The following is a 20,190-nucleotide window of genomic DNA, read 5'->3' as shown; positions in this document are numbered from 1 at the left end:
TATGCGCAAATTACTCCTAATTGGTTTGGCCATACTGCTGGCCTTCCCCGCCCGTTCACAATCAGCCTCCACTTCTTATAAGTTTGACTTTGGAAATGGGAAGCTGGCTAAAGGCTACCGTCAAATCCTTCCGGATATGCTGTATTCTGCGGATCGAGGCTATGGGTTTTTGGAGGTGGAATCTCTCCATGCTGCTAATCATGGGAATAATGCATTGAAAGGGGACGGGATATATAGTGAGAAACCTTTTTTCTTTACGGTGGATGTACCGGAGGGAAATTATGATATTAAGGTGATTTTGGGTGATCAGGAAGCGCCTTCTTCCACTACTATCCGCGTCGAAAACCGCCGCCTTATGCTTGGCAAAACCGACACTCGGGCTGGTGAGCAGCTGGAAAGACGGTTTTCGGTGAATGTACGGTATCCCGAAATAGCGGGGATCGATAGGAAGGTGAGGCTAAAAGACCGCGAATTGGATTATTTCCACTGGGACCACCAGCTGACGATCGAATTTAATGGACAATCTCCCCGGGTGGCAGCAATCGAGATCAGCCCAAACACTAAGGCGCCTACCGTGTACCTGGCTGGAAACAGCACCGTGGTGGATCAGGCCAATGAGCCCTGGGCCGCCTGGGGGCAGATGGTTCCTGTGTTTTTTGAGCCGGGCAAGGTGGTGATTTCCAATCATGCTGAATCAGGAGAAACCCTCAAAGGATTCCGCGCAGCAGGACGCTTGGATAATATTCTGAGCACGATGAAGCCGGGTGATTATTTATTTATAGAATTTGCACATAATGACCAAAAAGCCGGAGGCAGTCATGTAGAGCCATTTACGACTTATCAGCAGGTAATCCGTGAATATATTTCTGCGGTGACCGCCAAAGGAGGCATCCCAGTTTTGGTGACCTCTATGCACCGGCGGCGCTTTGATGAAAATGGGGAGATCATCAACACGCTGGAGGAATATCCCGAGGCCATGAGGCAGCTTGCCAAAGAGGAAAATAGTGCGCTTATAGACCTCAATCGCATGAGCAAAACCCTATATGAAGCTTGGGGGCCTGAAAATTCCAAAAAAGCCTTTGTCCACTTTCCCGCAGGTACTTTCGAGGGGCAAACGGAGGATTTTGCAGATAATACGCACTTCAGTACCTATGGGGCCTATCAGCTGGCTAATTGCATCGTGAATGGACTCTTGCAAACTGACCTTAAACTAAAGAAATACCTCAAAAAAAATCTGCCCAACTTCCAGCCTTCTCATCCTCCCAAATATGAGGATTTCTACTGGCCACTCAGTCCTAAAACCTCCATCATCAAGCCTGATGGAAACTAGACCTCCTGAAGCTCTTAAGGAAGAATATGATTGCTCCCTTTTTCTATACTTGCCTCATTAGAAAAGATGCATTAATTACAGTTATTCCTATTGGTACTCATCATAAAACGGCAAAATGTATATTAAGTGTTAAAAGAACATTTAAATATTTTCATTATATTTAGGCAATGAAGATTTTCCAGGTGATCAGGCAGTGTCAAACTAGGGCGCTGCTATCCTTAGGAAAGATTCATCAACCAATAAAAAAACCTAAATAACTAAAGCCCTATGAACCAATTAAAACCCCTGATGTTTGGTCTTGCGATGAGCGCTATGCCGTTTCTTTGTCAGGCCCAAAACCAAGCGATTGCCCTAGAAGTGAACCTTAATGAGCAGATTTCTGATGTTTCTCCCACGATGTGGGGCTTATTTTTTGAGGATATAAATTTTGCTGCTGATGGGGGTTTATATGCTGAGATGATTAAAAATTACTCTTTTGAATTTGAGAATCCTATGATGGCTTGGCGCCGGGTGCAGGATCAGGGAGCCAAGGGATACGTCTTCACAAATAATCATGAATCAGCACAGGCCAACCAAAAATTCATGACCTTACAGCGTCTCAATGAGGCGGGTGATTTTGGGTTAACGAATGAGGGTTTTCGTGGTATGGCCGTGAAAGAGGGCTTGCACTATACGCTGACCTTCATCGCTAGATTAGCCAAAGGTAGCGACTTGGAGGTGAATACCAGGATTTTGGAAGGAGACCAGGTAATCGCATCCGGCTCGGTAGGAGGATTTACCAGCGAATGGGCGGAGTATGAAATTGTCCTCAGCCCCACAAAAACTCTGGATGGAGTGAATTTTCAATTTCTGCTTGCCGGCGAAGGCGAGCTGGAGGTGGACCTGATCAGCATGTTTCCGGAAGACACTTGGAAAGGCCGAAAAAGAGGCCTTCGCAAGGACTTAGTGCAGTTATTAGCGGATATGGAACCTGGTTTTCTACGATTTCCAGGGGGATGTATTGTGGAAGGATATGACTTGGAAAATCGCTATGAATGGAAGAAAACCATTGGCGAGATGGCTGATCGTGAGGTGATCAAGAACCGCTGGAACACTGAATTTGCCCATCGCACCACACCAGATTATTACCAATCTTTTGGGATAGGCTTTTTTGAATACTTCCAATTGTCAGAAGACATTGGAGCAGAGCCGCTTCCTATCTTAAGCTGTGGCTTGGCCTGTCAGTTTAATACGGGTGAGCAGGTGCCTATTGGGGCCTTGGATGAATATGTAAACGATGCACTTGATTTGATAGAATTTGCCAATGGCTCGGTCGATAGCCACTGGGGTGCAAAGCGAGCAGAGATGGGGCATCCTGAGCCTTTTGACTTAAAATTCATAGGGGTGGGAAACGAAAATTGGGGCCCTCAATATATTGAAAGAGCCAAAGTGTTCCAGAAGGCCATTAAGGCTGCTTATCCAGAGATCACGATTGTGTCCACCTCTGGCCCTTCACCGGATGGGGAGGAATTTGATTATTTGTGGGGAGAGCTCCGAAAAATGGATGCTGAATTGGTGGATGAGCATTATTACCGCACGCCAGACTGGTTTTTGGAGAATGCTCGACGATATGATGAATATGATCGTAATGGCCCCAAGGTCTTTGCAGGAGAGTATGCTGCGCATAGCACCACGGTCAAGGAAGATTTTAAAAGAAACAACTGGGAAGCAGCGATGACCGAGGCGGCATTTATGACCGGGCTGGAAAGGAATGGCGATATTGTTCGCCTCGCCTCTTACGCCCCATTATTTGCCCATGTGGATGGATGGCAGTGGAATCCCGATTTGATTTGGTTTGACAATTTGAAGTCTTACGGAACCACCAACTATCATGTCCAAAAACTCTTCTCCACCAACCCCGGGACTCATATTGTGCCTATCCGCTCAAAAGGAAAATCTCTGGCCGGTGAAGATGGACTTTATGCCTCAGCCACCATCGACCAACAGACCAAAGAGTTGATTTTTAAGGTAGTGAACACCTCCGAGGATCCCCAGGAAATCACCATCGAGCTAAAGGGTAAATTCTCCGGCAGCGAAGACGGAATATGGATAGAAATGGCTAGCGATGACTTGGAAGCGTATAATTCCCTGGAAAATCCAGAGGCTGTCGCCCCTGAACAAAAAACCTTTGAGGTGAATAAAAAAACCATCCATCTAAACCTAAAAGGCCAATCCCTAAATATTGGAAAACTAAAAACCAGCAAGCCTTAACTACATTATTGTTAGATAGCAGTTTTTAAAAAACCCCTTTATAAAGAGGTTTTTTATTCAGAAGGATTTGAGATGCACTAAAATGGCATTTCAAATCCTTCATTTTTTATATTCCTTATTTCCAAATCAAAAGACCTCCCGCCTAAGGAGTTAAGTCAGTAGCACAGCTGAACAGTCCTTTACAGATCTTCCAAACTCAGGGAAGAAATAGGCCTAATTGAGGAATGATTTATTTTTTGATTAAAATCAATGAGGAAGATCGAGCGATGGATCACCTCCTTGTCAAATCCAATTCGGCTAAAAAGCCAGGACCTGGTATAATGTGGAGCAAAGAAAGTGCAATGATCCATAAACCCATTTTGTAGTTTTTTAGAGATTTTTTNGTTTTCAATTCTGATTTTCTTTGAAATGGATTTCTTATTATTCCTTCAATAATCCAGGCGTAAAAAAAGCAGGGCAACCTTAATAAATAGCAGAATAGGATTTTTCATAATTAGCCTATAGCAAGCATTCGTCCTTTGAGGAGCTGGCAAGAGATAGCAATGGCACTAATATTCAATGATAGGGTATCCAGGTAATTTAATCTGATATAGGTTAGATAATAACTGGCATTTGAAGGAATAAGGTAAATAACAGCCTTAATGATCATGAGGGTGAATTTTATGACTGCAGGAATTATAACATTGATTGTAGAGGCTCATTCTTTACAATAAATAAGGGCCGATGGAAATGACTTATTAATAAAGTTTCCTCTTACCAGCAAGCAACAAGGGCTATATTCTTTTTTTGACGGGGAAGTACAGGATAGCCGCATGGAGGCTTCTTGTTAACTTGTTTTTATGATCGGAGAGATCCTTTGATTTTAATTGATAATTAACCCAAAATCAATACAAATGATGAATCACAAGCAGCTGTGGATATATGGATTGGCCATTTTGACATTTTCCTGTGCTCAGGAAAAGCCTAAGGAGACTTGGCGGGATGGGATAGTCGTGGATGAGTTTATCTATATGGAAGCGCCATATCCTTCCTGTCATGCGGCCACGATCGCCGAGACGCCAGATGGAATGGTGGCGGCATGGTTTGGCGGTACTCACGAGCGCCATTCGGACGTGGGCATTTGGCTGAGCCATCTGGAAGATGGAAAGTGGTCAGAGTCGGTAGAAGTGGCCAATGGCCTTATCAATGATTCTTTACGCTACCCTACATGGAATCCAGTACTTTTTCAGGTTCCTGATGGAGACCTTCAGCTGTACTATAAGGTAGGACCAAAACCCTCCGAATGGTGGGGGATGATGATGAGCTCTACAGACGGAGGACGATCCTGGACCCATCCTCAGGTGCTTCCCGATAGTGCTGTTGGCCCCGTAAAGAACAAGCCTGCTTTGCTAGAAAATGGAGACTTGATCGCCGCTTCCAGCACGGAGGGAGATGGCTGGAATGTGCATTTCGAAATCAGCTCAGACCTAGGCAAGAGCTGGGAAGTGGTGGGACCCATCGATCGTGGACCAGATGATATCAATGCCATCCAGCCCAGCGTACTGGACCATGGAAACGGCAAGCTTCAAATCCTGTGTAGAACCCGAAACAGGGCCATTGCCAGCAGTTGGTCGGAGGATTATGGACGAACCTGGTCTCCCTTAGAAAAAACAAACCTGCCCAATAATAACTCAGGGACAGACGCTGTGACTCTTCAGGATGGCAGGCATCTATTGATTTATAATCATGTCTTGCCACCAGGCGATGAGGTGAAAGGCGCGCGGACCCCACTGAATTTATCCTATTCTGAGGATGGGGTTCACTGGCAGGCCTCCTTGATATTGGAGGATTCGGAGATTAGCCAATACTCTTATCCTGCGATCATCCAGTCATCGGATGGCATGATCCATATGGTATATACTTGGAGAAGGGAGCGTATCAAATACGTGAAGGTAGATCCCAAAAAACTCACGGGTCTTCCCATTGAGAATGGCATTTGGCCCAACATAATTGCAGAAGAGCAGGAGCAATAAATAAGTCCCCGTAATACCTAATATAAATTTGTGCTATTTGGCGGGAGGTGATACTGACCTTGGTCAGCTTCCTATTTTATCCTTAACTAATACCCAAAATAATTGTGGACACGAAGAACAGAAGAAGTTTTATAAAAGGCCTCATGGTGCTGGGCACGGCTATTATTTCCGGGCCAGGGCTAGCCGCATGCACCGCGTCCCGGACGGCAGGGATCGCAGGGACTGATCGATATAGAATTGCAGTGTGCGATTGGATGATCTTAAAGCGGCAAAAGCTGAGTGCCTTTGCGCTGGCAAGTGAGATCAAGGCCGATGGAATCGAGCTGGACATGGGAGGGCTGGGGGATAGGCCCACCTTCGATAGTAAGCTTGGTGACCCGGCTGTGCAGCAGGAGTTCCTCAATGAGGCTAAAAAACAGGGCGTTGGTATAAGCTCCATTGCCATGTCGGGCTTTTATGCCCAGTCTTTTGCCCAGCGAGAGACGGTTCCCCAGATGGTGCAAGATACATTGGACACCATGAAAGGAATGGGGATTAAAGTTGCCTATTTGCCTCTTGGTGTACAAGGAGACCTTGTCCAGCAGCCGGAGCTCCGTCCAGCCATCGTCAAGCGACTACGGATGGCGGGGCAAAAAGCCCAGGCAATAGGGGCTGTGATCGCCGTGGAAACCGCCCTGGATGCTTCCGGAGAACGTAGTTTATTAAAAGAAATTGACTCAGAGGGAGTGAAGATCTCGTTCAACTTCGCCAATGCCATCAAAAACGGAAAAGACATCTGCAAGGAATTGGAGCTGCTGGGGGCAAAAAACATCGCCCAAATCCACTGCTCCAATACCGATGGAAAGCTGATCCAGGAGGATCCGGCCCTCGATATGCCCAAGATCAAGAAAACACTCGATCGTATGAATTGGTCGGGCTGGCTCATTATAGAGCGCTCCCGAGATACAGAGGATGTCCATAATGTGCGCCGAAATTATGGCTCCAACGCCACTTATATGAAGTCCATCTTCCAGTCCTAATAGCACAATGCCTCGCTTACCCGAAGATTAATTGCCGATACCTCCTTCTGGAGATTTGGCTTATTATAAATTCCATTTAACACAGACCTAATGAAATTTCTCCTTCCACTTATCCTTCTATTTACAGTATTTATTTCATGTAACCAGCGGGAAAACATCAGCGTACTCACCAGTGAACACGCCTCAGATCGGGCCCTGTTTGGGGCGGAGAAATTAGTGGAAACCCTCAAGACCTCGGGCAGGTATAAGGTCATCTCAGGCGTGTTGGGTGAGCAGGAGCTAGGGGACAGGGCGATTATAATAGTCGAGGAAGGTGATCCTGCGCTTCAGCGCTGGAAGGAAGGCCAATCTTGGACTGAGGCTGAGCCAAAGGCAGAAACCATGGGTGAGGAATCCTTTCGGATCAGTTCTTCAGAGGGTAAAATACTGCTGGTGGAGGGCGCGGATGCCTCGGGATCTCTTTATGGAGCTATTGAGTTGGGGGATCAGCTGCGCGAAAATGGCAAGATAGATTTTCACCAATCGATGGTGGACGGACCTGAGATGGTCCTGCGTGGCGCATGTATAGGTTTACAAAAAACCTCCTATATGCCGGGGCGCGGGGTGTATGAATACCCTTATACTCCAGAGAATTTCCCTTGGTTCTATGACAAGGAGCATTGGATTGACTATCTGGATATGCTGGTAGAAAACCGGATGAATTCCCTCTACCTGTGGAATGGCCATCCATTTGCCTCCCTGGTGAAATTGGACGATTATCCCTTTGCTTTGGAGGTGACGGAGGAGACCTTTCAGCAGAATGAGGAGATGTTTAGGTTTATCACCGAAGAGGCCGACAAGCGTGGCATATGGGTGATACAGATGTTTTATAATATTATAGTTTCCAAGCCTTTTGCAGCGCATTATGGGATAGAGACCCAGGACAGAAATCGCCCTATACTTCCCTATATCGCTGATTATACTCGCAAATCGATAGCTGCATTTATTGAGAAATATCCCAATGTAGGCTTGCTGGTGGCCCTGGGAGAGGCCATGTCCGGGGAGGAGAATGATGTGCAATGGTTTACAGAAACCATCATCCCGGGGGTTCAGGACGGACTGAAGGCGCTTGGACGTAGTGATGAGCCTCCGATTATCTTACGTGCTCATGATACCAATGCCCCTTTGGTGATGGAAAAGGCCCTGCCTTTGTACCAAAACCTCTATACCACTCACAAATACAATGGGGAATCCCTTACGACCTATCAGCCACGCGGACCTTGGACGGAGATCCACCAGAGCCTGAGTTCTCAGGGAAATGTCCATATCTCCAACGTTCATATTTTGGCCAACTTGGAGCCTTTTCGCTTCGGGTCGCCGGATTTCATCCAAAAAAGCGTACAGGCTATGCATGATGTCCATGGAGCCAATGCCCTGCATTTATACCCGCAAGCATCCTATTGGGACTGGCCCTATACGGCGGATAAGACCGCTGATGGGCAGCGGCTCTTGCAGATCGATCGAGACTGGATATGGTATAAGGCTTGGGCGCGCTATGCCTGGAACTGTCGGCGAGATCGGGAGGAGGAAATCGATTATTGGTCGGAAATCCTAGCGGAGACTTATGGAGCAGATGCACCGTCCGGAGAAGAAATCATGAAAGCCTATGAAGAAACAGGCGAAATAGCCCCTAAATTACTACGCAAGTTTGGGATTACTGAGGGCAATCGTCAAACCCTACTCTTGGGAATGTTTGGAAGCCAGCTAGTGAACCCCCATAAGTGGAGGGTGTATCCTGGTTTTTATGAGTCCTGCGGTCCACTAGGAGAGATCTTGATCGACTACGCAGAAAAGGAGTGGAAGGGTGAGGATCATATCGGCGAGACTCCCCCACAGTTGATCTCCGAAGTATTGGCACATGGGGAGGCGGCGGTGAAGGCCATCGACCAGGCTGCCGCTCAGGTGACGGAGGATAAGGAGGAGTTTGCCCGATTGCGGAATGATGTCTATAGTTATAATGCCTTTGCCCGGTTTTTTGGTGAAAAAGTGAAAGCAGCTTTATTGGTTCTTCGATTTAAGTATTCGGGGGAGGTTTCCGATCTGGAAGAAGCCTTGCCGCATTTGAAGAGAAGCCTGGAGCATTACCAGGAATTAGTAGAACTTACCAAGGATACTTATTGGTATGCCAATAGCATGCAGACTTCCATGAGGAGAATCCCAATAGGAGGCAATGATGGTAAGTATAAACATTGGCAAGAGCTACTGCCTTTATACCAAAAAGAACTTGAGAGTTTTAGTCGGAATATTGCCTTGCTGAAGGAGTCACCGGATGGAGAGCGTCCTCAGCAGGAGCTAAGTCCTTGGCAGCCAGCTTCGGTTAGCTGGGAGTTTGAGGCCAGTCCGATGCCAATTCGCACTGGTGAGAAGGTCTATACCGATGAGCCGGGGACCATTAAGAGAATCGCCCCGGAGCTGCTACAGCTGGAAGGATTGCATCTATCCTCCCAAAAGCTGGATGAGGAAGGTATTCGCTTGCGTTTCACTGTTGATAAGCCTGTGAAGCTTGTTTTGGGCTATTTCAATACCGGAGATAAGCACTATTTGACCCCTCCGACTCTGGAGACCAATGCGATGGGGAATATGCGTGGGGAAGCAGAGGTACTGCTCGCCAATGCGATTGAAATTCAGGGTCTTCCACCCGTCAATATCCACACCTATAGTTATGAAGCGGGCACACATGAATTGCAGCTCGCCGATGGGAAGGTGCTGATTCTTGGGGCTGTAGAGGGGTCTCAGGAGCTGGTATCCAGAGAGGTAGGCTTCATCGGGGAAGATCAGAAGGCCGCCGTTGATTGGCTGTTTTACTAAGCCAATACCCTTCCTTTCTTTCCTTGATCATGACTTTAGAGTAGTTAATATCCCTTTTCCAGCATCCTTATGAATGCAAAATCTTATAGCGGCCTTCCCGAATTTGTTTTGGAAGCCTTAGAGAAATAATGCCCAAAAACCTGCGCTAAAAAGAAGGAATTGGCGCGGGGTGAAATGGTATTATATCATCAAAACTTGTAAAAAACACCTGTGGTATCTTATATTACTAATATATTGAAGTGGGAAAGGGGATCTGAAAACTCAGAATTAGCCGATAATAGCAAGTATTTTGCTACCTGGCAGAGGAAGGAATCGCTAGAGAAAATCAGCGCTTCGCAAGAAAATCAGGTACTTGATTTCAGGTGAAATTGGCCGTAAGGCTATCTCCTAAAAAGCTGTTTCAGAGGTGATTTGAGCGCTGCAATCTCATTTAATTATAAAGTAGGAATTTGTTATTCATCAAATGAAATAGCAACTATTTGGTTATACTAAATCAAATAGCGCCATCTTTAATAAGAATACTTTGGTATTTAAGCTAAGAAATATGAGCAAGAATTGGATTTTCATTTCTATAATAATGTTGGTATGTGCCTGCTGGAGCTGCTCCACCTCCCCCGATGACCAATTCCGGGAGGTGATGGATTTCAATAAGGGCTGGTTTTTCAGGTTGGGAGATCACCCTGAGGCGATACAGGAGGACTATGCGGTGGAGGGATGGAGGCAGCTGAGCCTTCCGCATGATTGGAGCATAGAAGGGGATTTCAGTGAGACGCATCCCACACAGCCGGAGGGAGGCGCCTTGCCGGCTGGTATAGGCTGGTATCGCAAGACCTTTACCTTGCCGCGGGAATCGCTGGATTTGACCACCTGGATAGAATTTGACGGGGTGTATAGAAATGCCGAAGTCTGGATCAATGGCCAACGCCTTGGCATCCGACCAAATGGCTATAGTTCTTTCAAATATGACCTTACCAAATACCTGAAATATGGGGGAGAGGTGAATACCCTTGCGGTTCGGGTGGACAATTCTGCTCAGCCTAATTCGCGCTGGTACACGGGTTCGGGCATCTATCGAAATGTACGTATGGTGCGGACGCATCCCATTCATGTGGACCATTGGGGGACTTTTGTGAGCACCCCATCCATCACCGATTCCCTCGCTAAGGTAGCACTGGAAGTCAGAATCAATAATAAGGGGCTTTCCCACAGAAAATTAGATATTATCTCCACCATTCTGGATGCTGAGGGTAAAGAAGTGGCTTATACTTCCACCTACTCGGACCTGCGGGGAGGCAAGGATACCGTACTATTTCAGGATTTTGAGATAGCCATGCCCGAGCTCTGGTCCACCGATAGACCTTACCTGTACAGAGTGGTCACGCAGGTGTATGCAGGGGTGCAGCTTTTGGACAATTATGAGACTCCCCTAGGCGTGCGGTTTTTTGCCTTTGACTCCAAAGAAGGCTTTTCCCTGAACGGGAAAAAAATGAAAATCCTCGGCGTATGCAATCATCATGACCTTGGCGCCTTGGGAGCAGTGGTCAATACCCGCGCGATTCAGAGAAGACTTGAAATCCTGAAAGAAATGGGCGTCAATGCTATCAGAACGGCGCATAATCCTCCTTCGCCGGAGCTGTTGAACTTATGTGATCAGATGGGTTTCATAGTTCAGGATGAAGCATTTGATGTATGGAAAAAGAAAAAAATGAATGCTGATAGCCATACTTTCTGGGAGGAGTGGCATCGTCGGGATCTGGAGGATATGATTCTTCGTGACCGAAACCACCCCTCCATCATGATGTGGAGCATAGGTAATGAAATCAGGGAGCAATTTGATAGTACAGGCCTGGCCATCACGCGCGAGCTGGTCAGTATCGTAAAACGCCTCGATACCACACGGCCAGTGACCAGTGCACTTACCGAAAATATCCCTTCCAAAAATTATATTTATCAAGCGGGGGTTTTGGATCTATTGGGCTTTAATTATAAGCATAAGGACTATAAGGATTTCCCAAAAAGATTCCCCGGGATGCCTATTATTGCCACAGAAAATATGTCGGCATTGGCCACCAGAGGACATTATGATCAGCCCTCCGATATTATCAAGCGCTGGCCTCAGGCCTATGATAAGCCCCTGACCAGCGGCAATGAGGACTTCACGGTATCTGCCTATGATCAGGTATCCGCGTACTGGGGTAGCACGCATGAGGAAACGTGGAAATCCATCAAAGACCAAGACTTCATGTCAGGTTTATTTGTCTGGACGGGATTTGATTATCTGGGCGAGCCGATTCCCTATCCTTATCCTGCGCGGAGCTCTTATTTTGGAATTATAGATCTGGCAGGCTTTCCGAAGGACGTCTATTATATGTACCAAAGTGAGTGGACCGATAAGCCGGTATTGCATGTATTTCCCCACTGGAACTGGGAGGAAGGCCAGACCGTGGATGTATGGGCATATTATAGTCAGGCAGATGAGGTGGAGCTCTTCCTGAATGGGGAGTCGCTGGGCGTAAGGCAAAAAGAAGGAGATGACCTTCATATCATGTGGCGAGTGCCCTATGAGGAAGGAACCTTAAAGGCGGTTTCCCGAAAAGCAGGAAAAACGATCTTGGAAAAAGAGATCCGTACAGCTGGAGAGGCACAGAAAGTGCAGCTTTCGCCCGATAGAAAAAGCCTAAAGGCAGATGGAAAGGACCTGTCTTTCATCACCGTCAGCATTCATGATATGGAAGGCAACTTAGTTCCAAAAGCCAGCGATAAGGTGAGTTTTGAGATCCAGGGAGAGGGGACCATCGTCGGGGTGGACAATGGCTATCAGGCTAGTATGGAGCCCTTCAAAGCCAATTACCGCCAAGCTTATAATGGCAAATGCCTAGTGATCGTGCAGACGAATGAGAAGGCTGGCCGCATCACGCTCACCGCCCGGGCAGAGAACCTACAGCCCGCAGAATTGGTGCTGAAAGTGGAGTAAGAGGGGCCAGCAGGCTTTACCCTTTTTTCCTGGCCTGACTCTGGAAACGGCCGGGACTGATGCCAGTACGCTGGGAAAAAGTGGTGGTAAAATGCTGTAGGGAAGAAAATCCACAGGTAAAAGCGATATCAGCCAGATCGTAAGCCACAGAGGAAAGGATCATTTCCTTGGCTTTCCTGATTTTGAGATTAATGATAAAACTATTAGGAGGGTAGCCGGTAAGGCGTTTCACCTCCTCGGTAAATTTAGTTTTTCCCATTCCAAAATCTGCCGCCATTTCATCTACGATCCATTTCCTGGTCAGGTCTTCGAAGACCATCTCGGTGAGATGCCCGATAAATAGGTCGTCCTCTTGGCTTTTTGTCTTGCGGTAAGCCAGATCACGGTAGAGGTCCATGAGGAGGTTTTCCAGGATATTGCAGACTTTTATTTCATAGCCATCCAGGCCGCAGGAGAGCTCTCGCTGCAGGTCGGCAAAGTAATTTTTATAGGATTTAGCCTTTTTCAATACCAGCCCTTTTTCTGAGGCGATCAGCTTGCCAAGTTGCTCCTGATACTTGACAGGAATCCGGCACCAAGGGCCTAGGCTGAGCGGAGTATCCTGCTGATAAGCCTCCGGTTTTAGAATCAGCCAATTGATATGTCCCATCTCCATTTTGCCAGCAGGGCTTCCATTCCAGTGCCATGGGGCAGTGATGGACAGATCGTCTGGCAAGAGCTCTATGGAGCGTCCTTCGATCACCCAGTCGTACTTACCGCTTTCTATATAGTGGATTTCTATGCCGTCATTGAGATGAGGCCGCATATTTTCATCCATCCGAACCTTGGAGAATTTCATGCTCCCAAATTGCTTGATAAATGGCAGTTCTCTTATCGGCCCAGGATCCTCCTCATGCCACCAAAAACCAGATTCTCCCTGCTTCTTTTTAGTCTTCATGGAATCCTCGGATTTCGAGCTGCTCATTTCTTTGGTCTTTTGGCTTGATAAAACTGATTATTAAAGCGGAAATCCCTTTCCTGCGAATAAAAGGTAAATATAAGGTCTATTTTATAAAATCGACCGTTGACTTTATTTTACTTCGGAATAATTTTTATCTGACGTTATTGTGCATAGGACTGAGGGAAAAAATGCCCAGCCCAACAAACAGCAATTTAATCGTAACCCAAAATACCCAATCACCATGAACCCAAAATTACTCTTGTGTATGGCAAGCGCTTGCATCAGTATGCAGGCGGCTGCATTTGGCCCGAAGGACCCAAGTCCCAAGGAGCCAGTCGCTGCTCATCAGGCGGTGGATCAAAAAATACTGACCGGTCTGGTAAGGGACGCCAGCGATGGGCAGACCATCCCCGGGGTCAATATTATGGAAAAAGGAACCTCCAATGGGACCGTCACTGATCTGGATGGATCTTTTCAGCTGACGGTGGAGGACCAGAGCCGCACCTTGGTGGTGTCTTTTGTAGGATATTTGAGCCAGGAGGTGAGCATTGGGAATCAGACGAGCATAGAAATACTTCTGGAACAAGACGTCCAAAACCTCGACGAGGTGATCGTGGTGGGCTATGGCACCACGCGTAAGCGGGACCTCACGGGGGCTGTCACCCGAGTGGGTGAAGAGTCCTTCAATAAAGGGGTGACGGTGTCCCCGGAGCAGCTGATCCAGGGAAAGGTCTCCGGGGTGGATATCATCAATAATAGCGGTGCTCCTGGAGGAGAAGTGACCTTCAGAATTCGCGGAACTTCCTCAGTTCGCTCCGGCAATCAGCCGCTATTTGTGGTGGATGGGGTGCCCTTGGATGGTCGCAATACCAAGCCTGGTGCCACCGCTGGGGAGCTAGGGAGTACCGAGGGGTCAAATCCCCTAAACTTCATCAATCCTAATGATATCGCCTCCATGGATGTGCTGAAAGACGCCTCTGCCACGGCTATTTATGGCTCTCGAGGGGCAAATGGCGTGGTGATCATCACCACCAAAAAGGGTCAGGTGGGCGCTCCCTCCGTGACCTTGGACATGAGCTCAGCCATCAGTAATATGATCCGTAAACCCGGTATTATGGATGGCGATACGTACCGTCAAGCCCTGCAACACCGTGGACTGGAAGGCTATAATGGCGGGCAATCCGTCGATGCTTTTGATCAAATATCCCAAACCGCATTTACCAATAGAGTGAACCTCGGAATTAGCGGAGGAGGCCAAAAAAATAATTATAGACTATCCCTGGGGTACCATGACCAGGAAGGAGTCATCCAGGAGTCCGGACTCAAAAAATATACGGCAAACTATACTAGCAATTATAAATTTCTGCCTGAGGACAGGGTGGAATTGGATATCAGCCTGATCGCTTCCAATACCGTTGAGGCTGGAGCGCCCATTGCCGAGGATTCTAATATTAATGGTAGCCTGATCGGCAATGCAATAGAGTGGAATCCGACCGTGCCTTTTAGGTATGCTGACGGGAGTTTTGTCCAACGAATGTATAATCAATCCGGCAACCAGGTGGATGGCTTATCCACCAATCCTGCAGCACTCCTAGCTTACTATAATGACGAGACGAATATCACCAATATTTTAGGAAGTCTGGGCTTGACCGTTCATATCATCGATGGGCTGGATTATCGCTTTAGCCTAGGGCTAAACCATGCCAAAGGCAATAGAAACATCGACACTTCCGGGGAATTGTTCTTGAGCACCATCACCGACCTGGGGCTGGCGATCGCAAATACTAGTAGCCTCACTTCCAAAACCCTGACCCATACGCTGAACTATCAAAAGGATTTTGACGGCTTTCGCCTCAATGCGCTTCTGGGCTACGAATTTCAAGATTATCAAAGCTATGTGACGACGATTGCCGCCAAGGGCTTCACCTCTTTCGACCTCCTGGGAACAGACATTCTTCAGAATCCCTCCCGAGACAATGTCGCCGTAAGCTCTTTCCGCGATCCTACCAACCAACTACAATCGGTATTTGGCAGGGTAAATCTAAATTTCTCTGACCGTTACCTGATTACCGCCACCATGAGGGCGGATGGCTCCACGAAGTTTGGGGAGAATAATAAGTATGGTTACTTTCCCTCCTTTGCTGGCGCCTGGGTGATGAGCGAAGAGGAATTTATGAAATCCAGCACGGTCATCGATAATCTTAAGCTGCGACTGGGCTGGGGAATCACAGGAAATCAGGAGTTTCCCGCTGGGGCCTCACAGGAAAGATACGCCTTTGGACTGCAGCAGATCTCGCTGAGCAATGTGGCAAACCCTGATCTGAAATGGGAAACGACCAAAACCATCAATATAGGAATGGACTTCTCGATCCTAAAATCCCGACTGATGGGATCCATAGAATACTTCAATAAAAACACCACAGACCTGCTGTTCCAGTTGCCCACTATACAGCCGGCTCCAGCGGCCCAGTTCTGGACCAATGTCCCCGCCACCATCACCAATAAGGGTATGGAGCTAATGCTTAGTACTGTGCTAGTGGAGTCCGATAAGCTAATATGGGAGCTGGGAGCCAATGCCACCTATCTCCAAAATGAGCTTACAGACTATGATGGCACCCCTATCTGGACCGGCCAAATCAATGGCAACGGCCTAGGTGGAGGCTCCAACTCCCAGCAGCTCGTCAATAATGAGCCCTTGAATGTCTTCAAGATGCTACTCTTTGAGGGGCTGGATGGCGATGGACTGGCGCAGTATTCTTCCAGCGAGGAATTTGTAGGCGACCCAAACCCCAACTTTCTGCTTGGGATAAATTCACGGCTGGACTATGGGAAGTGGGGATTTGGCTTTAGCATGAATGGTGCTTTTGGTCATCAGATCTATAATAATACGGCAAATGCCTACCTGACAGCGCCGAATTTTGGGCTGGGAAGAAACTCCTCGCCGGAGATAGGCTTAGGAAACGAAAGCCTCAGCAATGCCAATGTGGTATCCACCAGGTTCCTAGAGCAAGGGGATTTTCTACGCCTGCAAAATGCCACGGTGTCCTACAATTTTGGAGCCTTGGGCCAGGCCGTGCAGAACCTCAGTCTTTCACTGACAGGACAAAATCTCTTTTTGATTACCAACTATTCCGGTTTTGATCCTGAGGTCAATACCAACCGATCGGTGGATGGCGTACCCTCTTACGGAATTGAGTATGCTCCCTATCCACGAGCGAGAACCTTCCAGTTGGGCCTTCGGGCATCTTTCTAACCCAAAATCACCATTATTATGAATAAGAAATCAATAATATATACCCTGGCTCTTTCTGCGGTTTTTTCCTGTACCGACTTGGATGAGGAGCTCAAATCAGAACTTCCCAAGGAGACCGCAGAGGAGTTTCTGAAAGCCAATGTGGATTTTAGCTCACTTATGGAGACTGTTTATCGGGATTTTGATAGTCGCTATATTCAGCATGCAGGCTGTGTATGGTTATTTCAGGAGATCAGTGGGGATGCGGCCATCGTACCCTCCAGACCATCGGGCTGGGATAATGGTGGCGTATATCGCCAGCTCCATACCCATACCTGGGTGGCCACCAATCCTTATGTCCAATCCCTCTGGCGAGGGCTGAATAAGGGGATATTTGACGCTACTAATATCCTAAACTTCGCCCCATCGGCAGAGTTGGAGGCGGAAGCGCGGTATTTGAGGGCTTTTTTCATGTATTCAGTTCTTGACCTTTTTGATCAGGTGCCTTTTAGAGAGCCAGGAGATAATCTTTTGGAGCCCTCGGTGGTGCTTAGAGGAAAGGAAGCGGTGGATTTTATCATCGGGGAAGTGGAGGAGATAGTGCTGGACTTACCAACTCAGGGTCCCGCTTATCGGGCCTCCCGAAATGCCGCATATGGCCTCCTTGCGAAGCTATACCTAAACAGAGGAGTGTATGAAAACCGTGAAAATCCCCAGTTCACAGCTGCTGATATGCAGAAAGTCATCCAAAACGTGGAGGCCCTGGAGGGCAAGGAACTTGATTTTTACTGGGACAATTTTGTTCCTAATAATAATAACGCTTCCACCGAGCTGATCTTCACTATCGAGGGGCAAGGCGGCGTAAGGTCCCACTCCCTCTGGGTATGGTGGCATGCGATCTTCCCCACTGAGATGAGCCTGCCCAATGGGGGTGGCTGGAATGGCTTTAGCTCTACGCCGGAAGTTTATGACTTATTTGAGGAGGGAGATATCCGCCGGTATTATGAGCATCCCATCACCAAAGCTCAGGGCTATAATGCGGGATTCTTAGCCGGACAGCAATATAATAAAAATGGAGAGCCTCTTCCCAATGTGGTATTCACCAAGGAAGTGCCCACCCTTGTGGGGGCGACCTTATGGAATGGCTACCGACCCGTAAAGTATATCCCTGATTATGAAAATCCCGGTGCTGCTGACAACGATATCGTGCTATTGCGCTATGCGGATATGCTCCTGATGAAAGCCGAGGCCCAGTATCGTCTCGGGAACAATGAGGAGGCTCTCGCAATGGTAAATCAGGTGAGGGAGAGAAATAATATTGCGGGGCTGACAGAACTCAGTGAAAAGATCCTGCTGGAAGAGCGTGGCCGGGAGCTTTTTTGGGAAGGTCACCGCAGGCAGGATATGATTCGCTTTGGGACTTTTCTGGGTTCATGGACCCTGAAGGAGCCATCTGATGCTAAGTACCTCCTGTTTCCCATTCCACCTGCCGATGTGCTATCCAATCCGAATTTGGATCAAAATCCAGAGTTTTAAGGGTTCATTTTGAATGATGGCCCCTTCCAGAAAGTGCAGGATAGTATTAAGAGGAATCACCTGTATTATTAGGAAACACTATTCTCCCGAAGGGAGCAAGAACAAGAAATAGATAGAAAATGGTAAGACTACAATCAATCGTAAAGCTAGTCCTCGGTATCTTCTTCGTCGCTATAATGGAGGCGGAAGCCAAGGAGATTTGGGTGGCCCCCACAGGCAATGACCTTGCCGAAGGCACGAAAGCAAGTCCTTTGGCGACGGTACATATGGCCTTGAGGAAGGCCCGAGAGCTAAGGCGCTTGCAGGACCCAAGCCTGGAAGGAGGGATAGAAATCATGGTGGCGGATGGTCGATATCAGTTCTATGAGCCACTGCTTATCCGTCCTGAGGATGCAGGATCTGAAGAGCATCCTACGCGCATCATGGCTGCCCCAGGCGCTAAGCCCGTCTTCTCGGGAGGGCTGGAGCTGCAAGGCTGGACAGTCGCCACGGAGCTGCCTGAGGGAGCTCCGGAGGCTGCAGCGGGAAAGCTTTGGATGGCCGATGGCCCCATTGTCGGTGGCCAGCCGCTGTATTTTAGACAGCTGTGGGTCAATGGACAAAAGGCAAAAAGGGCTGGAAATCTAAATGAAGGACCACTGTCCCGGATCCTTTCGGTGGATAAGGAGAAGCAGGAAATGTGGATACCAGTTCCCCAATGGGATTTTGGGAAGCTGGATGATTTGGAGTTTGTAATTCATCAATGGTGGGCGATAGCCAATCTCAGGGTACGATCCATGGAGGTCGTTGGCGACCGAGCCAAGCTGAGCTTCCATCAGCCAGAGAGCTTGATTGAGTTTGAGCATCCCTGGCCGGCACCATTTATTGATGAGAAGAAAGAATATAATGGCAATTCGGCATTTTACTGGCAGGGGGCAGCAGAGCTGCTCAGCCAGGCTGGGGAGTGGTACCACGATAAGAAATCCGGGAAGGTCTATTATTGGCCGCTGGAAGGGGAGAGCATGGCGAGGGCGCAGGTAATAGCGCCTAGACTGGAAACACTCATTCAGATCAGTGGAAGTCCCGACCATAAAGTAACCCATATAAGTGTGGAAGGCATCACCCTATCCCATTCCACCTGGATGAGGCCCTCTGAGCGAGGCCATGTGCCTCTGCAGGCCGGCTGGTATATTCTGGAAGCCTATAAGCTGCAGGAGCCAGGAACTCCCGATAAGGCAGGCTTGGAAAATCAGGCGTGGATAGGCCGGCAGCCTGCCGCTGTGGAGCTGCGGAATGCCGAGAATATACGCATCGAAAGATGCACTTTTGAGCATCTGGCCGCCACAGGCCTGGACTTGGTGCTGGGGGTGAACCATTCGCAGGCAGTTGGTAATGTGTTCAGAGATATCGGCGGAACTGGCATTCAGGCGGGCTTCTTTGGAGGTCCTGAGCATGAGGCTCACCTGCCCTATGATCCAGCAGACCGTCGGGAGCTGGTACATCATCTTGAGCTCTCTAATAATTATATTTCTGATGCCACAAATGAGGACTGGGGATGTGTAGGTATTAGTGTGGGGCTGGCTCATGATGTGACTATTGCTCATAATGAAATCACTGAAGTCAACTACTCTGGAATTTGTGTGGGGTGGTTTTGGACCAAGACCATCACTGCTGCCAAAAATAATAAGATACACGCCAATCGAATTCATCATTTTGCGAAGCAAATGTATGACGTCGGCGGGGTATATACCCTTTCGGCCCAGCCCAATACAGAGATCAGCGAAAATGCAATTTATGACCTTCATGATGCTCCTTACGCTCATATGCCACATCATCACCAGTATATATACTATGATGAGGGCTCCTCGTATATCCGCGCAGTAAACAACTGGACTGAGAGGGATAAGTTCTTTTCTAATAGCCCGGGGCCTGGCAATCTTTGGGAAAATAATGGCCCTCAGGTGGACCCAGCCATTAAGGAGAGAGCAGGGATCCAGGAGGCTTATAAAGACATCATCCCTTAGGGACTAACTGATGCCGCCAATTTCCAGACATTCCCAAATGAGTTCCT

The 20,190-nt window shown here is 48.0% G+C and carries 10 protein-coding genes; 9 read left to right on the top strand and 1 reads right to left on the bottom strand.

Annotated features, from left to right (window positions below; translation table 11 throughout):
* Position 1: 1 nt before the first annotated feature.
* The 6 genes from B050_RS0117940 (at position 2) to galB (ending at position 12,432) form a co-directional block, all read left to right on the top strand.
* Complete coding sequence (locus B050_RS0117940; RefSeq protein ID WP_026235997.1) at positions 2 to 1,330, top strand: rhamnogalacturonan acetylesterase; 1,329 nt, start codon at positions 2 to 4, stop codon at positions 1,328 to 1,330.
* Positions 1,331 to 1,597: 267 nt separating this feature from the next.
* Positions 1,598 to 3,580 (top strand): alpha-L-arabinofuranosidase C-terminal domain-containing protein, encoded by a 1,983-nt coding sequence (locus tag B050_RS0117935; protein WP_018475340.1) that lies wholly within the window; start codon positions 1,598 to 1,600, stop codon positions 3,578 to 3,580.
* An 893-nt stretch (positions 3,581 to 4,473) separates the two neighbouring features.
* Entirely contained in the window at positions 4,474 to 5,592 is a 1,119-nt protein-coding gene (locus B050_RS0117920) for a sialidase family protein (RefSeq protein WP_018475337.1), read from the top strand.
* Between the two features lie 104 nt (positions 5,593 to 5,696).
* Positions 5,697 to 6,611, top strand: coding sequence for a sugar phosphate isomerase/epimerase family protein (locus tag B050_RS0117915; RefSeq protein ID WP_229802465.1), 915 nt, complete (start codon positions 5,697 to 5,699; stop codon positions 6,609 to 6,611).
* Between the two features lie 90 nt (positions 6,612 to 6,701).
* A complete protein-coding gene (locus tag B050_RS0117910; protein WP_018475335.1) occupies positions 6,702 to 9,458 on the top strand; it encodes an alpha-d-galacturonidase in 2,757 nt (918 codons plus the stop codon).
* A gap of 544 nt (positions 9,459 to 10,002) precedes the next feature.
* Positions 10,003 to 12,432, top strand: a complete 2,430-nt coding sequence (galB, locus tag B050_RS0117900; protein ID WP_018475333.1) for a beta-galactosidase GalB — start codon at positions 10,003 to 10,005, stop codon at positions 12,430 to 12,432.
* A 16-nt stretch (positions 12,433 to 12,448) separates the two neighbouring features.
* Here galB and B050_RS0117895 read toward each other — a convergent pair whose 3' ends face one another.
* On the bottom strand, positions 12,449 to 13,396 hold the full coding sequence (locus tag B050_RS0117895; RefSeq protein ID WP_018475332.1) for a helix-turn-helix domain-containing protein: 948 nt from the start codon (positions 13,394 to 13,396) through the stop codon (positions 12,449 to 12,451).
* Between the two features lie 241 nt (positions 13,397 to 13,637).
* Here B050_RS0117895 and B050_RS0117890 point away from each other — a divergent pair, with 241 nt between their 5' ends.
* The 3 genes from B050_RS0117890 to B050_RS0117880 all read left to right on the top strand — a co-directional run bounded on the left by B050_RS0117890 (position 13,638) and on the right by B050_RS0117880 (position 20,143).
* A complete protein-coding gene (locus B050_RS0117890) occupies positions 13,638 to 16,625 on the top strand; it encodes a SusC/RagA family TonB-linked outer membrane protein (protein WP_229802464.1) in 2,988 nt (995 codons plus the stop codon).
* A gap of 18 nt (positions 16,626 to 16,643) precedes the next feature.
* Positions 16,644 to 18,140, top strand: coding sequence for a RagB/SusD family nutrient uptake outer membrane protein (locus tag B050_RS0117885; protein ID WP_018475330.1), 1,497 nt, complete (start codon positions 16,644 to 16,646; stop codon positions 18,138 to 18,140).
* 119 nt (positions 18,141 to 18,259) lie between these two features.
* A complete protein-coding gene (locus B050_RS0117880; protein WP_157492888.1) occupies positions 18,260 to 20,143 on the top strand; it encodes a right-handed parallel beta-helix repeat-containing protein in 1,884 nt (627 codons plus the stop codon).
* Positions 20,144 to 20,190: the final 47 nt, after the last annotated feature.

This window comes from Echinicola pacifica DSM 19836 (assembly GCF_000373245.1).
GTDB lineage: Bacteria > Bacteroidota > Bacteroidia > Cytophagales > Cyclobacteriaceae > Echinicola > Echinicola pacifica.
This window is presented reverse-complemented; position numbering and strand designations above follow the sequence as displayed.